This window comes from Niallia laureatilytica, assembly GCF_046613985.1.
In the GTDB taxonomy this organism is placed as follows: domain Bacteria; phylum Bacillota; class Bacilli; order Bacillales; family Cytobacillaceae; genus Niallia.
In genome coordinates, this window is record NZ_JBKKHP010000002.1 from 226,673 (window position 1) to 241,751 (window position 15,079).

15 protein-coding genes are annotated in these 15,079 nt (G+C 39.0%); 9 read left to right on the forward strand and 6 right to left on the reverse strand.

The window, feature by feature from the left end:
* The first annotated feature begins 59 nt into the window (after positions 1-59).
* Entirely contained in the window at positions 60-1,232 is a 1,173-nt protein-coding gene (locus ACLIJJ_RS06340) for a competence protein CoiA (protein ID WP_411410671.1), read from the forward strand.
* Positions 1,233-1,397: 165 nt separating this feature from the next.
* Positions 1,398-3,215 carry an oligoendopeptidase F gene (gene pepF / locus ACLIJJ_RS06345; RefSeq protein ID WP_237940956.1) on the forward strand — a complete coding sequence of 606 codons (1,818 nt, stop codon included), beginning with the start codon at positions 1,398-1,400 and terminating at the stop codon, positions 3,213-3,215.
* Positions 3,216-3,251: 36 nt separating this feature from the next.
* Here pepF and ACLIJJ_RS06350 read toward each other — a convergent pair whose 3' ends face one another.
* From ACLIJJ_RS06350 to ACLIJJ_RS06370, 5 genes are all read right to left on the reverse strand, one after another.
* A complete protein-coding gene (locus ACLIJJ_RS06350; protein ID WP_233316730.1) occupies positions 3,252-3,431 on the reverse strand; it encodes a hypothetical protein in 180 nt (59 codons plus the stop codon).
* A gap of 275 nt (positions 3,432-3,706) precedes the next feature.
* Complete coding sequence (locus ACLIJJ_RS06355; protein WP_233316731.1) at positions 3,707-4,582, reverse strand: ClpXP adapter SpxH family protein; 876 nt, start codon at positions 4,580-4,582, stop codon at positions 3,707-3,709.
* A gap of 18 nt (positions 4,583-4,600) precedes the next feature.
* The gene (locus ACLIJJ_RS06360) at positions 4,601-4,984 is read right to left on the reverse strand and encodes a globin domain-containing protein (protein WP_233316732.1); all 384 of its coding nucleotides are present in this window, start codon (positions 4,982-4,984) and stop codon (positions 4,601-4,603) included.
* Between the two features lie 272 nt (positions 4,985-5,256).
* On the reverse strand, positions 5,257-5,916 hold the full coding sequence (locus ACLIJJ_RS06365) for a lytic transglycosylase domain-containing protein (RefSeq protein ID WP_237940958.1): 660 nt from the start codon (positions 5,914-5,916) through the stop codon (positions 5,257-5,259).
* Between the two features lie 38 nt (positions 5,917-5,954).
* The gene (locus ACLIJJ_RS06370; RefSeq protein WP_411229549.1) at positions 5,955-6,539 is read right to left on the reverse strand and encodes a CYTH domain-containing protein; all 585 of its coding nucleotides are present in this window, start codon (positions 6,537-6,539) and stop codon (positions 5,955-5,957) included.
* 156 nt (positions 6,540-6,695) lie between these two features.
* Between ACLIJJ_RS06370 and ACLIJJ_RS06375 the strand changes: the two genes are divergently transcribed.
* Genes ACLIJJ_RS06375 through ACLIJJ_RS06390 form a run of 4 tightly spaced genes read left to right on the forward strand, consistent with a single transcriptional unit; the run spans position 6,696 to position 9,498 of the window.
* Positions 6,696-7,064 (forward strand): UPF0738 family protein, encoded by a 369-nt coding sequence (locus tag ACLIJJ_RS06375; protein WP_233316733.1) that lies wholly within the window; start codon positions 6,696-6,698, stop codon positions 7,062-7,064.
* Positions 7,065-7,116: 52 nt separating this feature from the next.
* Positions 7,117-7,749, forward strand: a complete 633-nt coding sequence (gene yjbM, locus ACLIJJ_RS06380) for a GTP diphosphokinase (protein WP_245399842.1) — start codon at positions 7,117-7,119, stop codon at positions 7,747-7,749.
* A 32-nt stretch (positions 7,750-7,781) separates the two neighbouring features.
* Entirely contained in the window at positions 7,782-8,576 is a 795-nt protein-coding gene (locus ACLIJJ_RS06385; protein WP_233316735.1) for an NAD kinase, read from the forward strand.
* Positions 8,554-9,498 (forward strand): RluA family pseudouridine synthase, encoded by a 945-nt coding sequence (locus ACLIJJ_RS06390; protein ID WP_411229524.1) that lies wholly within the window; start codon positions 8,554-8,556, stop codon positions 9,496-9,498. Before ACLIJJ_RS06385 ends, ACLIJJ_RS06390 begins: the two co-directional genes overlap by 23 nt.
* A 335-nt stretch (positions 9,499-9,833) precedes the next feature.
* On the opposite strand, the gene prpE is transcribed toward ACLIJJ_RS06390, so the two are convergent.
* Positions 9,834-10,571, reverse strand: a complete 738-nt coding sequence (prpE, locus tag ACLIJJ_RS06395) for a bis(5'-nucleosyl)-tetraphosphatase PrpE (RefSeq protein WP_411410672.1) — start codon at positions 10,569-10,571, stop codon at positions 9,834-9,836.
* 247 nt (positions 10,572-10,818) lie between these two features.
* Between prpE and mgtE the strand changes: the two genes are divergently transcribed.
* The 3 genes from mgtE to fabI all read left to right on the forward strand — a co-directional run bounded on the left by mgtE (position 10,819) and on the right by fabI (position 14,966).
* Positions 10,819-12,180, forward strand: coding sequence for a magnesium transporter (gene mgtE, locus ACLIJJ_RS06400; RefSeq protein WP_411410809.1), 1,362 nt, complete (start codon positions 10,819-10,821; stop codon positions 12,178-12,180).
* Between the two features lie 43 nt (positions 12,181-12,223).
* Positions 12,224-14,074 (forward strand): monovalent cation:proton antiporter family protein, encoded by a 1,851-nt coding sequence (locus ACLIJJ_RS06405; RefSeq protein ID WP_411410673.1) that lies wholly within the window; start codon positions 12,224-12,226, stop codon positions 14,072-14,074.
* Positions 14,075-14,192: 118 nt separating this feature from the next.
* Positions 14,193-14,966 carry an enoyl-ACP reductase FabI gene (gene fabI / locus ACLIJJ_RS06410; protein ID WP_233316740.1) on the forward strand — a complete coding sequence of 258 codons (774 nt, stop codon included), beginning with the start codon at positions 14,193-14,195 and terminating at the stop codon, positions 14,964-14,966.
* The last annotated feature ends 113 nt before the right edge of the window (positions 14,967-15,079 follow it).

Below are 15,079 nucleotides of genomic sequence, written 5' to 3' on the forward strand. Positions count from 1 at the left end.
CTTCAGTTGTTTTGTGATTAATTGTAAAATTTCATTTTTCAAAGGAGCGTGGCAGTCTATTGTTTACTGCGTTAAATAAGGACGGAAGCATCGTTTGCGCCTTGGATTTTAAAGAGAAAAAGGAGCTTCAGGCAGAAAAAAGAAACAGCATATTCTATTGTCCAGCATGCCGAAGTGTGGTTGTATTAAAGAACGGAGAGAAAAGGCTGCCTCATTTTGCTCACCGTAAGGATGTATCCTGCAGTGGAAGCAGTGAGCAGGAATCATCTTATCATTTGCAAGGAAAGCTGCAGATTTATAATAGATTGAAGGATTTAGGATTAAAGCCAGTACTAGAGCCGTATTTTCCGTCCATTAAGCAAAGAGGAGATATTGGTGTCATGTGGGACAATTCTTATTATGTCATAGAATTTCAATGTTCTTCCATACCAGTGTCCTGCTTGCAAAAACGGACAAAGCAATATCGAAAAGAAAAGTACCAGCCGATCTGGATATTAGGTTATAAAAATGTGAAACGTTCTAAGAGCTTCTCCCGATTTTCTGCTTTTCAATCCTCATTCCTTGTTCCATTTAAGGGCAAATATATCCTCCCAGCTTACTGTCCATACCAAAAATCCTTCTATATTATGGATAACCCGATTCCCATTTCTAAAGAGAAATTTATTACCTCTATTAACAAGCTTCCACTAGCTGCTGTCACCCTCCGTGAACAAACAATAAATCTTAGCAGCAATTTTCCATACAGTGATTGGCAATCTGCCATTCAAAAACAAAAGAATAACCATATACATTATCATTCAAACGAGAATGACCGCTTTTTGCGATATCTCTACAAAAGTGGTTTGCATCCGCATGTTATACCGCCATTCATTGGCATTCCCTTGAAAGAAGGAATTAAACTGTTAACTCCTCCTTTAATCTGGCAGGCATATTTGTATATTGACTGTTTTCTGCCAGCTAGAAAAATTGTTTCTCTTCATAAAGTTTATGATGCTTTTCTAAGCAGAATAAAAAGGGGGGACATCACAGTCCGCAATCTTCCCAATATTATAGACAGTAATTGGAGGAATACAGTTAATGATTACTTAACAGTGCTTGTGAAAATGAAGGTGATAGAAGAGATTCGGCCAGATTTTTTTACAAGCAGTGAGGAAGCTTGCCTTAGCTCAGACTCCCTGGCAAAACACGAGGAGGATTTTTATTTAAGGTTAAAAGGAGGGAGTTTACAATAATAATAGCCAAACGGAAAAATCATTAATGAAATACAGCAAAGCTACATATGATAAGCTTAGTAAATCACAAAAGTTTAAAAATGAGCAGGAATTTAGTTATAATAGATAGAAAATATCGGATAGGAAAATTTTTTCGAAATCCGAAGGAAAGATTGGAGGATTTACATGTCTAATGAAACAACTGTAAAAAAACTGCCTTTACGTAATGAAGTTCCAACGGAAGACACATGGAGACTGGAAGACATCTTCGCATCTGATGATGACTGGAATAAAGAATTTGAAGAGGTGACGGCCCTCTCGAAAAAAGCAGGGGACTATCAAGGAAAGCTTGCAGAAAGTGCGGATGTTTTGTACGAAGCGCTTCAATATCAGGATACGCTTTTAAGCCGTTTAGGTAAATTATATACATATGCACATATGCGATATGATCAGGATACAACAAATGGCTTTTATCAAGGCCTGGACAGTCGGATAAAAAATTTATATGCACAAAGTGCGAGTGAACTCGCATACATTGTCCCAGAACTTCTATCTATTGATGAAGCAATCATAAAGGGTTTTCTTGAGGAGAAGGAAGAATTGCGCCTGTACGAACAATCATTGGAGGAAATTAACCTTCAGCGTCCGCATGTTCTTTCAGCAGATCAAGAAGCACTTCTTGCCCAAGCATCTGAAGTATTGGATGCATCTAGCAATACATTCGGCATGCTTAATAATGCGGATATAGAATTCCCGAGCATTAAAGATGAGAATGGGGAAGATGTGGAAGTTACACATGGCCGCTATTCACGCTTTTTGGAAAGTGCAGATCAACGTGTGCGTCATGATGCGTTTAAAGCGGTTTATGATACGTATGGGAAATTCAAAAATACGTTTTCATCTACATTATCCGGAACAGTAAAAAACCATACATTTAATGCAAGAGTGCGAAATTATAAATCAGCACGGCATGCAGCTCTTGCTGCTAACAATATTCCTGAACAGGTATATGAAAACCTTGTGGAAACAATCAATGAGTATTTACCATTGCTGCATCGTTATGTAAAGCTTCGTAAAAAGGTACTTGGTCTTGAGAAGCTTCATATGTATGACTTGTATACTCCGCTTGTTAAGGATGTGAAAATGGAGATCAGCTATCAAGAAGCTACTGAACATATCCTTAAAGGACTTGCACCGCTAGGAGAGGAGTATTTATCCATTCTGAAAGAAGGCTTTGAAAACCGATGGGTTGACGTTCACGAGAACAAAGGGAAAAGAAGCGGAGCTTATTCATCAGGAACATACGGCACCAATCCATATATCCTAATGAACTGGCAGGATAATGTGAATAACCTGTTTACTTTGGCTCATGAATTCGGACATTCTGTTCACAGCTATTATACAAGAAAATCACAGCCGTACCCGTATGGAAATTATTCGATTTTTGTCGCAGAGGTTGCGTCTACATGCAATGAAGCATTGCTGAACGATTATATGCTAAAAACAATCACAGATGAACAAGAGCGCTTATACTTGCTGAACCATTATTTAGAAGGCTTCAGAGGTACTGTATTCCGTCAGACTATGTTCGCAGAGTTTGAGCACCTTATTCATGAAAAGGCGCAAAATAACGAAGCATTGACAGCTGATTTATTTACTTCCGAGTACTATGCGCTAAACAAAAAGTATTACGGCGAGGAAGATATCATTATTGATGAGGAAATCGGCTTAGAATGGTCAAGAATTCCTCATTTCTATTATGATTACTATGTGTACCAATACGCGACAGGCTACAGTGCAGCAACAGCTTTAAGCAAACAAATTCTTGAAGAAGGCAAGCCGGCAGTGGATCGCTATATTGATTTCTTGAAAGCGGGAAGCTCCGACTATCCAATTGAAGTGCTGAAAAAAGCTGGAGTTGATATGACAAGCAAGGACCCAATCAGAGAGGCTTGCAAAGTATTTGAACAAAAGCTCAACGAAATGGAAAGTCTGCTTTCTTAATGTTTAAGGCATGCGGCTATTTAGCCGCATGCCTTTTTACTTATGAAATCCTTTAAACTTCTTGCGATTGTTCATAAAGGACAAAAATAGAAAGAGCGCGATAAACAAAAGCGGTGAGCTTATATAAAGGGGGATTATATGCATAAGCCCGAGAATATTCAAAAAGAATGCAAACAAGATGCAAAGCAGCAGGGATACAGGGATAATTGCCTTCATGTTAACTCATCTCCTTTCATTAAGATCAATGCTAGCCTGTCAATAATGTATGTTTCTACATCATTAGTTATGAAAGTTTGTCTATTTTGTGAACAAATATACAAACTTATTGATAAGGATAATGATAATATGATATTATTATGTTGTGAAATTAATCACAAACAAACTTATACCCCTTTGTTTGACCGTGAAAAATTTCTCCCATCCCCTTTGTTAATTAATAAAAAAAGGCCTTGCCTTGAGACAGCAAGCCCTTTTTTTATGTCATCATTTATTTATCCAATATATTTCCAAAACATTCCATACTTTGCAGGAATCTGCTCTACTAACTGTTTAAGCTGCAGCTTTTTCATTTCCTTTTCCATCTCTTGGATAGACTTGTTATAAACAACGGAAAGCTCTTTAGAAGCAACAAGGTTAAAGCATTTTAAGAAAGATTCCAATGGGGGAGGATCTGCTTTTTCTGGGACGATTTGAAGCATTTCCTCAATAATTTGTACATATACCTCATAAGGATAATAGCCAGTAACCTTTATTCCTTCCTCCTCAATGTTTTCGTTAAAGAAAACCAATGTCGGGATTTCGGAAACTTCCATTTCAGAAGTAATTTTTAAATCGCATTGGAAAGCTTTCGCAGCACTTGTTGAGTGAATATCGGAAATAAACTCAACAACATCCAAGCCGACGCTTGCCGCACAATTTTTCAGCACGTCAAATGTAGCAATATTTTGCTTTTCAAGAAAGAGCATTTCTTGCAGTTTTCTTAAAAAACGGATGCCGCATTTACGGCCTTGTAATTCAGCTGCTTTTAATGCGATTGAAGCCAAATATGGAGAGACAATGGGATTTTCGAACCAGAGCGAACCGTCGCATGACATTCCTGTTCTGCTCGCTGTTTGTTCCCAAAGTTCAGCGATATTTTCGTATTTCTTCTTTTTATTCATGTTTAATGTGGCTAATCTTCCGCTCAAAACATGCTTTAAGGAAAAATACTGGCCGTATTCAATCTGAAGCTTTTTAATGATAGGCTCTAAAGCCCAACATTCAGGACATAAAGGATCGACAAACATGTATATTTCAAGGGGTTTGCTATCAGGGCAATTGTCATCGGCTGTTTTCGGGATGGATGTAGACAAATCTTTTTCAATCATGTTTAATCACCTTTATCTTTAGTTTTCCTCCGAATTAATCATGTGTTTTGCTGTCAAAGCAAGTCTTGAAAAAAGTCCTTCACGAATGGAGTCGTCTAGCTCAACTTCATCCATTGCTTCACTCATACAGGACAGCCATGCTTTTGCACGCTTTTCCGTAATGGGAAACGGCAAATGCCGGGCCCTAAGCATAGGATGGCCGTGTTCTTCTGTGTATATTTGCGGCCCTCCTAAATATTGTGTAAGAAACTGCTTTTGTTTTCTTGCAGTTTCTGTTAAATCATCTGGAAAGATAGGAGCTAAATCGGGGTGTTTGCCAACACGCTCATAAAATGCGTCAACAAGATTGCTAAGCGTTTTTTCCCCAATAACATCATATGGAGTAGGCATTTTATTGACCATCTTTAAAACTCCTTTTTGTTTGAAATAATAGGACTTTAAGGAAAAGAATATGAATTATTCCTTTTTATAAGATAAAAAATCACTTAATGCTATTTTACCAATGGTCTTTTCATTGTACAAATAAATAGCTTGTAAAACTTTATTATCACATTTTCCGGTTTATGCCTGTTTAATTTACAGCGCCATTTTTTCATAAAAAAATATCCACTAACAAGTACCGGATAAAAGTGTAAGAAAGCAGGCCGGTGAATGTCGGCCTGCAAGTAAAATTGTTATGCTGTATAATGCTGTGTCACTTTTGCGACATAGTTTTGTGTTTCTTTAAATGGAGGAATTCCTCCATATTTGTTTACATTGCCTGGTCCTGCATTATATGCAGCTAGAGCAAGGCTGACATCGCCATCATACTTTGTAAGCATTTGCTTCAAGTACTTAGTGCCTCCCATAATGTTCTGCTCAGGATCATAAGTGTTATTAACTCCCAAACCTCTGGCAGTTGCAGGCATCAATTGCATTAAGCCTGATGCGCCGGCATAGCTTGTCGCGTTTGGATTAAAGTTGGATTCCACTTTAATAACAGAACTGATCAGTTTTTCAGGAACACCGTATTTAGCAGCAGCCTTTTGAATAATATCATCAAAATCGCCATTGCTGCTCGAATCACTTTTCGCTAATTTAGTTAAGCTGATAGGAAGCAGGGAGCTTGTTGCACTTGTCTGCATTAGATTTGAGCTGGCTGCACTACTAATGCCGGCGTAGCTGCCTAGTGTATTCTGCATGATGCTGTCAGCAGCACCTGTCCCGCTCGATGAAAAACTGCCGAGCAGTTCTTGAAATAAATTATTTGAAGAAGAGCTGTCAGCAGTTCCTGCAGTTGACATGTTCTGTAATGCTTGCAATTCAAATAAAACTTTTAATTGATCTATTTTCATGTAGTTCCTCCATATGACTGGTAAACTGAGTTATCTATTTAAATTCCGTTCTTATATTTTTGCTCGTAAAATCTTCTAACTTTATTTTTGGTCTTTCTTACAGGTATTTGAAAGGATTGAAGGAGCTGTTGGAAATATGCCTGTCCTTCTTTTCTATCGCTTACTTCATATTCTAACTCATAATCTTCTATATTTAAATAAAAACTGTGATCGAAAACTAGTAAACCATTTCCAGTTTCTTTTTCTGCTCGGATAGTAGTGAGAGAACCAAAATAATGAATCTTTTCTGGTGCAATACCTAAGTCCAGCAAAAGTGCTGCAAACTGTTCATCCAAAATTCGGCCTGTCTGAATCATTTCCTCGCCAGCTTCTGCAGACAGCTGCTTGTTCGTTTCAAGCAGCCCGTCCTCATGGGGCTGCTTTAACGTCAACTCGTAGCCAGCCTGTTTTTTGCGGATTCGCAGTGCAGAGCTGCGTTCTTTCAAGGCGAAATCTGCCGTGTCAAAATAATGGTTTTCTTGTTTAAATAACTCATTTTCTTTGACTTGATAATGTTCAAGCAAATTGGTGTATTCTTCTTTAGTCAGCATATTTTTAAATTCTATTTCAATGTTTTTCTCCATCATCCAAATTCCTTTCCCGGCTGTTTAACTTTTATGCCTTAAACGGTCTTAAGGCAAGGTTCTAATAGATATTATCTCTTTGTTTGTTTCTGACTGCAATGTTTAGGATAAATTTATCCAATGTGGTAAAATAGTGCATAGTTGGAGGGTGAAAAAATGAAAGAAAAACTACAAGTGCTAAACGCAGAAATGACTGAATCTAATTTAATCTTGAAAGTGGAAGAAAGCTATCCGGTTAACGAGCTTTCTGCAAAGGGGCAGATCTTAGTTGATTCTGACGCTTTCGCCTTTATATATTTAGCTGAAAAAGGGGATCAGTACGTATATATTGTACTCGGCAAAGATATTTGGCCGAGCTTAAAGAAAGGCTTAGAGGCCGAATTACCGGTGTATTTGTCAAACGGACAGAATAACCTTGAATTGGCTGAATGGAAAGAGGAAATGGAATACTTAATTGATAATATTGAAGGCAACGGCAATTATGGAGAAGAGATGGAGGCTAGTGTAACAGCCGTTTTTTCATAATATAAACCGACGTACATAATAGAAGAAACCTATTTAAAATGGGGTGTTATATATGCAGTGGGAGCAATTTTTAGCCCCTTATAAACAAGCGGTTGATGAACTGAAAGTTAAGTTAAAGGGCATGAGGAGACAGTTTGAGCATGAAGAGGAGCATTCTCCGATTGAATTTGTCACAGGAAGAGTAAAGCCGATTGCAAGCATTCTTGATAAGGCCAATGAAAAGGGTATACCTTTAGACAAATTAGGAACAGAAATGCAGGATATTGCCGGCTTGCGTATGATGTGTCCCTTTGTGGACGATATTATAAGAGTAGTAGAATTATTAAGGGCTCGCAATGATTTTGAAATTGTGGAGGAAAGAGACTATATTCTCCACCGAAAAGAGAGCGGCTACCGTTCCTATCATGTCGTTATTAGCTATCCGGTGCAAACAATCAACGGAGAGAAAAAACTCCTGATGGAAATACAGATTAGGACGCTTGCCATGAACTTTTGGGCAACGATTGAACATTCGCTTAACTATAAATATAAAGGGCAATTCCCGAAGGACATCCAAATGAGACTTCAAGGAGCTGCCGAAGCTGCATTCCGCCTGGATAAGGAAATGTCGCTGATCCGAGGGGAGATTCAGGAAGCACAAGCCTTTTTTAATCGAAAAAAGGAGCAGAAAGACAGGAAAAAATGATGGAAATCATTTCAAAGAGGAGCTAATCGAAAATGAAATTTGCCGTAACCTCAAAAGGTGATTCAAAGTCGGATAATTTAGTACAGCGGTTAAAGCAATATTTATTGGATTTTGAGCTGGAGTATGAGGAGGAAGAGCCAGATATCGTCATTTCAGTCGGCGGTGACGGCACGCTTTTATATGCATTCCACCGCTACAGCAGCCGCTTGGATAAAACCGCATTTGTCGGTGTTCACACAGGCCATCTCGGCTTTTATGCAGACTGGACGCCTGATGAAATTGAAAAGCTTGTTATTGCTATTGCTAAAACACCATACAGTGTAGTCGAATATCCATTGCTTGAAGTGACTGTTCAGTATCAGGATGAAGATAAGGAAACACGATATCTTGCCTTGAATGAATCTACTGTAAAAAGCATTGACGGTACATTTGTTATGGATGTAGAAATCAGAGGAGAGCATTTTGAACGGTTTAGAGGAGATGGACTATGTGTATCTACTCCTTCCGGCAGCACGGCGTACAATAAGGCTTTAGGGGGAGCGCTGCTGCACCCGTCTATCAGAGCCATTCAATTGGCTGAAATGGCTTCTATTAATAACCGTGTTTTCCGGACAGTCGGCTCACCGCTCATCATTCCTGAGCATCATACTTGTGTGCTGAGACCTGTCAATGAGCCTGATTTTCGCATCTCCATCGATCATTTGACATTATTGCATAAAAAGGTTAAATCGATTCATTATCGAGTTGCCGAAGAAAAAATACGGTTTGCGAGATATCGGTCATTCCCTTTCTGGAAAAGGGTTCATGACTCTTTCATCTCAGAATAGAATTAGGAGTGCAAGGCATGTGACATTTAAGCTAGACTGGGTTATGGAAGAAGACGGGAAGATAATGCTGAAGGAGTTTCTGAAAGAAAGGTCCATCTCTAAGTCTGCTCTGACGGATATCAAGTTCAAGGGCGGCAGGATTACTGTCAATGAGGTGGAGCAGAATGTCCGTTATATGGTGAAAAGAGGCGATCGGATTTCAGTATTATTCCCTGTTGAGAAGCCGAGTGAGGGCTTGCTTCCCGAAGAAATACCGCTGAACATTATATATGAAGATGACTATCTTCTTATCGTGGAAAAGCCGAGCGGGATGAACACCATTCCTTCAAGAGAGCACCCTTCCGGCAGCCTTGCGAATGCTGTTTTCGGCTACTATGTGAAAAAAGGCATTGCAGCAACAACACATATTGTCACGAGGCTTGATAGAGATACATCGGGGATGGTCCTTATTGCGAAGCATCGTCATGTTCATCATCTTTTGAGTGAACAACAGAAGGCCCGCTTGGTCAAACGACATTATACAGCGTTAGCAGAAGGGCTGTTCTCCAATAAGAGCGGCACCATCAATGCGCCTATCGGCAGGTGTGGAGACAGCATCATTAAAAGGGAAGTAAGAGAGGACGGGCAGACAGCCATTACTCATTACAACGTGCTAACTCAGCTGTCTGATTTTGCCGCTGTTGAGCTGTCTTTAGAGACTGGCAGAACACATCAGATTCGTGTACATATGTCTTATATAAGCCATCCATTAATTGGAGATGATTTATATGGCGGTTCACGCCATAAGTTAGGAAGGCAGGCGCTGCACTGCTCAAGACTTGCCTTTATCCATCCAATCACACAGCAGGAAATGGAATTTTCCGTCAGCCTTCCTGAGGATATGAAAAGGTTATTTACATTAAATAACCAGGCTGGGACATAAATATGTAAATTTGCATAAAAACCGAACTATTTTTATTATTTATTGATAAAAAGTTTGGTTTTTTATGTTTTCATTTAAATAAAATAATAAATAATCTTAGTGGAATGGAGCGGAGGACACTCGACTCCTGCGGGAAATAGAGGAAAGGCTATAGACCCCGCAGGCGAAGACGAGGAGGCTCAGCTTCCTCCCCGCGGAAAGCGAGTGGGACGAGAGCGCAATGAAACGAACTAATTTTAAAGCCATATTCTATTTTTATTGTTTCAAAGTTAGATGAAATTTTATTATTCTTGTTTAGATAGGCTTATTTTGTTGTGCCATCCCCTTTATTTATGCTAATCAAATGTCCGGAATTTCTCTGCTATATAAGGCATTGCAGAAGAAACCGATTGAACAGTCATTTCAGGGTAGCTTAGTGCGGATAAATGTCCACCAAAAACAGCTCCTGTATCAATATTATAAGTATTGTTAATGGCACGCACCTCTTTAACAGGAGTATGTCCGTAGACAATCGCTGCTTTTCCTGTATAAGATTTAGCCCAATCCCGTCGGACTGGTGAACCGTCAGGATGGCTTTCTCCCGTAATATCACCATAAAGAACGAATGTTTTTACCTTCTCAGAATGCTTGCCAATATAATCTTCCTTAATCCCTGCATGGGCAATAACTAACTTTCCACCATCAAGTACATGGTATAAAGGAGAATGATCATACAGCTTCATGAACTTGTTTTTGATAATTTCCCTGTCCTTTTTTTTCAAGCTCTCCAATTCTTCTACTGTTGTTTCCAATCCATGCTTAATTTGCACCTTTCTTCCTAAAAAATAACGGTAAAGCTTGTTGCAGTGATTTCCTGGCACATAATATCCAAGTTTTTTTTCAATAAGTGTGCAAACAACCTCTATCACACGCAGAGAGTTAGGACCTCTGTCTGTTAAATCCCCGACAAAGGCAAGCCATCTGTTCTCTTGATGAACGGGATAGCCTAAATCCCATGTATAGCCAAGCTTTTTTGTTAATGCTTGCAGTTCTTCATAACAGCCGTGTATATCACCGATAATATCCAGTTTCATATTTGTCCTCCCAATTCAATCCTTCGTACCAATTATCTTTTGTAGGGAAACAAAATATTATAAGGTCACAATCTAAAGTTTTACATGTAAAAGAATGGGGAATATATATTAGCTGTCTCCTGTTTCCTTTAGGTTGTTTGTTAAGGTATCATAATTTTTTTATTGGAAATTAGTGAGATGGACGACAAACTCTAAGAGATTTGTTAGTATAGAGAGAAACTTTTGAAAGGAGTATGTTTTGAAAGAGATAACGAGCAGCTATGAAGAAAAACTAGAAGAAATCCTCCATTCTTTACAAAATGAAAACTTACAAACATTCAGAGAAGCATTTTTAGAACTGCATCCATATGATCAAGCTTCATTTTTTAAGGAATTGGAGAAAGTAGAACAAGAGAGTGTATTTCATTTTTTATCACCTGAGGAGATTGCAGAGTTATTTGAGCATCTCGATATGGAAGACCATGATTACCAGGAGCTGTTTGCAAGACTGCTGCCTTCCTATGTGGCTGACATATTCACACATATGTCAGCGGATGATGCAGCAGATATCCTCATCGCTTTGGAAAAGCAGCAAGCACTTAGTTATATCGCCCTTATGCCGCTTGAAGAGGCAAGCAATGTCAAGGCACTAATGGATTATGAGGAGGAAACTGCAGGGAGCATCATGACACTTGAATATGTCAGCCTGTATTCTCATATGACAGTTCATGCTGCAATGGCCTTGCTTAAAGCGGAAGCACCTAATGCGGAGACAATTTACTATATTTATGTGGTGGATGAACAGAAGCATCTTGTCGGAGTAGTATCCTTAAGGAATTTAATCGTAAGTGATGACAGTACAGTGATTGCTGACATTATGAATGACAGTATCTACTCTGTTTCTGTCACTCAAACCCGTGAGGAAGCAGCAAGGAAGATGCGGGATTATGACTTTCTTGCATTGCCTGTCATTGATTTTCAAGGGAGGCTGCTCGGCATCATCACGATTGATGACATTGTCGATGTATTGGAGGAAGAAGCAACTGATGATTATTCAAAGCTTGCGGCTGTTTCTAATATGAACTATGTTGATCAACATCCCGTTTCTGCTGCAAAAAAACGATTGCCGTGGCTGATTATCCTGTTGTTCTTAGGAATGTTTACGGCAAGCTTAATCGGCAGGTTTGAGGAGACGTTAAACAAGGTTTCTATCCTTGCTGTTTTCATTCCCTTGATTGCAGGGATGGCAGGAAACACGGGGACACAGGCACTCGCAGTTGCAGTGCGGGGCATTGCGACAGGAAACCTGGAGAAGGAAAGCAAGTTCAAGCTGATCATGCGCGAAGCGGGAACAGGACTAATAACAGGTGGAGTCTGTGGAATACTTGTAACATTGGTCGTTTATATTTGGAAAGGCAATATTTTTTTAGGGCTTTTAGTTGGTGCATCTATTTTAGGAACACTAATTGTAGCGACAATTGCAGGTTCTATAATCCCTCTATTGATGAATAAATTAAAAATTGATCCTGCCGTTGCATCTGGACCATTTATTACAACTTTAAATGATATTATCAGTATCCTCATTTATTTTGGAATGGCAACGATGTTTATGGGATTGTTGACCAGTTAAGTTATTTTAGAAAGAAAAAAGCAGTTATCAAGGAGGAAATAAAATGGAACACGGCGCTTCTGTAATGTCCTTAATGATTGTAATCATTGTGGCATTATTGACACCGATTATTTTGCACCGCCTAAAGCTAAATGTTATTCCTGTCGTGGTTGCAGAAATTATCATGGGGCTTATTATTGGAAAAAGCGGTTTTAATCTTGTCGAGCAGGATACTTGGCTGGAGACTTTATCAACATTAGGCTTTATTTTTCTAATGTTCTTAAGCGGGCTGGAGATAGATTTTAAATCTTTTTCCAGCAATAAAAAAAGAGAGACACTGCCGAATGGGAGGCTTGAACCGAAGCCGTTCTCAACATCTGTCATCATCTTTGCCGCTATTTTTGCGTTATCGGTTATTTTGAGTTATCTATTTGTCCTTGCAGGCTTTGTAGATAGTATTTTCTTAATGACTATCATCATTTCTACTATTTCACTTGGTGTGGTTGTGCCAACATTAAAAGAAGCAAATATCATGAAAACGGCAATAGGGCAAATCATCCTGCTTATAGCAGTCATTGCTGATTTAGCGACAATGATATTGCTGGCAGTTTTTGCTTCGATTCATGAAAGCGGCGGTAACACTTGGCTGTTACTAATCCTATTTGCAGCAGGGGTGTTATTATATTTTGCAGGCAGACGCTTCAAAAACAAAAACACTTCAGATTCGATGTCAAGAGGAACAGTGCAAATCGGAACAAGGGCAGTGTTCGCATTAATTATTTTCTTAGTAGCGCTGTCTGAAACTGTCGGTGCAGAAAATATTCTTGGTGCTTTCTTAGCAGGGGTGCTTGTGTCGCTCTTGTCCCCGAATGAAGAGCTTGTGCATCAATTAGATTCCTTTGGCTATGGCTTTTTAATTCCGATATTTTTTGTAATGATTGGTGTTGACATGGATTTATGGTCACTATTTACAGATCCTATGCTTCTTTTATTTATACCGCTCTTATTGCTTGCTTTGCTAGCAAGCAAGATGCTGCCTATTTACTATTTAAAAAAATGGTATGATAACAGGACAATAGTAGCATCAGGGTTTTTATTAACATCGACATTGTCTCTAGTAATTGCAGCTGCAGCGATTGGGGAAAGAATGAATATAATAACCTCGCAGATGAGCGGGATATTTATTCTTGTAGCAATTATTTCCTGTATTATCACACCGATTGTTTTCAAAAAACTTTTCCCAAAGGAAACAGCAGGAGAAAGGGCAGTAAATATTTCAATCATCGGTGTGAATCAGATTACTATGCAGCTATACCAAGAGTTAAAATCCCCTTACTATAAGGTGGAATTCTATCATAAAAAACAAGAAAAACATGATCTGCAAATTGCAGATTCTCTGTTTGAAATCACAGAGCTGGACAATTATACCGAGGAAGTTATCAAGGCTACAAACATTTCGGCAGCGGACATTGTAGTAGTTTCTACTGGCGATAGCAGTGAGAATGAAAGAATGAGTCTTTTATTAAAGCAGGCAGGGATTGATAGGGTTATTTGCAGAATGGAAGATCTCGATAAAGAGGCCTCTTTGCAAAAGGAAGGAATTGAAGTGTTTTCATCCTTTACATCAACTAAAGCACTGCTAAAAGCGATGATTCAATCTCCGAGCATCCTTGCTTTGTTAGGGAATAATGAAACATCTTTACATGAAATTACAATTAAGAACAAGGGGTTTGAGGGAATGACATTAAGAAAGTTCCCGTTCACTGGAGATGTTATTTTTGTACGAATCTTCCGTGGAAGAGATTCCGTTATTCCCCATGGAGACACCGAGCTGCAGCTACATGACCATTTAATTGTAACTGGTTCTGAAGAATATGTCAGGGAGCTGAAAAGAAACCTAGAACGTGAGTACTAAGTGGCAACGGAAAAATAAGCCAAATGACTACGGTAACAGCACTTTTCTTTTTGAAGATAGTATAGTAAAATTAGTACTAGGTACTAATAACTTGTAATATAATTTAGGAGGATAAATTATGAGCTTTTCATTAAAGGGCAAAACCTATGTTGTAATGGGTGTTGCGAACAAAAGAAGCATTGCATGGGGGATTGCTACATCTCTTCATAAAGCAGGTGCCCGTCTAGTATTCACATATGCTGGAGAAAGACTGGAGAAAAGTGTTCGTGATCTTGTAGCAACACTTGAAGCAAGTGACAGCATCGTTTTGCCATGTGATGTTACGAATGACCAGGATATCGCACAGTGCTTCCAAACGATCAAAAACGAAGTTGGAACTATTCATGGAATTGCTCATTGCATCGCTTTTGCAAACAAGGAAGAATTGCAAGGGGATTACATGAATACAACAAGAGAAGGCTTCTTGCTTGCGCATAATATCAGCTCTTATTCTTTGACTGCTGTAGCGAAGGAAGCTAAAGGTTTGATGACAGAAGGCGGAAGCATTGTTACATTAACATATCTTGGTGGAGAACGTGCTATTAGAAACTATAATGTTATGGGTGTTGCAAAAGCTTCACTTGATGCAAGTGTCCGTTATTTAGCATCTGATTTAGGCAAGGACGGCATCCGTGTTAACTCTATTTCAGCAGGTCCGATTCGCACACTTTCTGCAAAAGGTATCAGTGACTTTAACTCAATCTTGAAAGAGATTGAAGAACGCTCACCGCTAAGAAGAACAACAACACCTGATGAAGTGGGAGATACGGCTGTATTCTTGTTCAGTGATATGGCAAGAGGAATTACAGGCGAAAACATCCACGTAGATTCAGGCTTCCATATTATTTCATAAGCAATAAATAAGCGCTGACCTAAAATGGGTCAGCGTTTTTTGTTTTGCAGAATAGAGCAGCACCATGATGAATATCTTTTTTAAAGAAATACCTGACACAAACTCCTTGATTA

Bases quoted from the DNA above. Each gene is read 5' to 3' on its own strand.
- ACLIJJ_RS06355 (WP_233316731.1), bottom strand. From the start codon at position 4,582: ATGATTGAAAAAGATTTGTCTACATCCATCCCGAAAACAGCCGATGAC.
- ACLIJJ_RS06385 (WP_233316735.1), top strand. From the start codon at position 7,782: ATGAAATTTGCCGTAACCTCAAAAGGTGATTCAAAGTCGGATAATTTA.
- ACLIJJ_RS06405 (WP_411410673.1), top strand. From the start codon at position 12,224: ATGGAACACGGCGCTTCTGTAATGTCCTTAATGATTGTAATCATTGTG.
- prpE (WP_411410672.1), bottom strand. From the start codon at position 10,571: ATGAAACTGGATATTATCGGTGATATACACGGCTGTTATGAAGAACTG.
- ACLIJJ_RS06375 (WP_233316733.1), top strand. From the start codon at position 6,696: ATGAAAGAAAAACTACAAGTGCTAAACGCAGAAATGACTGAATCTAAT.
- ACLIJJ_RS06390 (WP_411229524.1), top strand. From the start codon at position 8,554: ATGACTCTTTCATCTCAGAATAGAATTAGGAGTGCAAGGCATGTGACA.
- ACLIJJ_RS06360 (WP_233316732.1), bottom strand. From the start codon at position 4,984: ATGGTCAATAAAATGCCTACTCCATATGATGTTATTGGGGAAAAAACG.
- yjbM (WP_245399842.1), top strand. From the start codon at position 7,117: ATGCAGTGGGAGCAATTTTTAGCCCCTTATAAACAAGCGGTTGATGAA.
- ACLIJJ_RS06365 (WP_237940958.1), bottom strand. From the start codon at position 5,916: ATGAAAATAGATCAATTAAAAGTTTTATTTGAATTGCAAGCATTACAG.
- ACLIJJ_RS06370 (WP_411229549.1), bottom strand. From the start codon at position 6,539: ATGGAGAAAAACATTGAAATAGAATTTAAAAATATGCTGACTAAAGAA.
- pepF (WP_237940956.1), top strand. From the start codon at position 1,398: ATGTCTAATGAAACAACTGTAAAAAAACTGCCTTTACGTAATGAAGTT.
- ACLIJJ_RS06350 (WP_233316730.1), bottom strand. From the start codon at position 3,431: ATGAAGGCAATTATCCCTGTATCCCTGCTGCTTTGCATCTTGTTTGCA.
- fabI (WP_233316740.1), top strand. From the start codon at position 14,193: ATGAGCTTTTCATTAAAGGGCAAAACCTATGTTGTAATGGGTGTTGCG.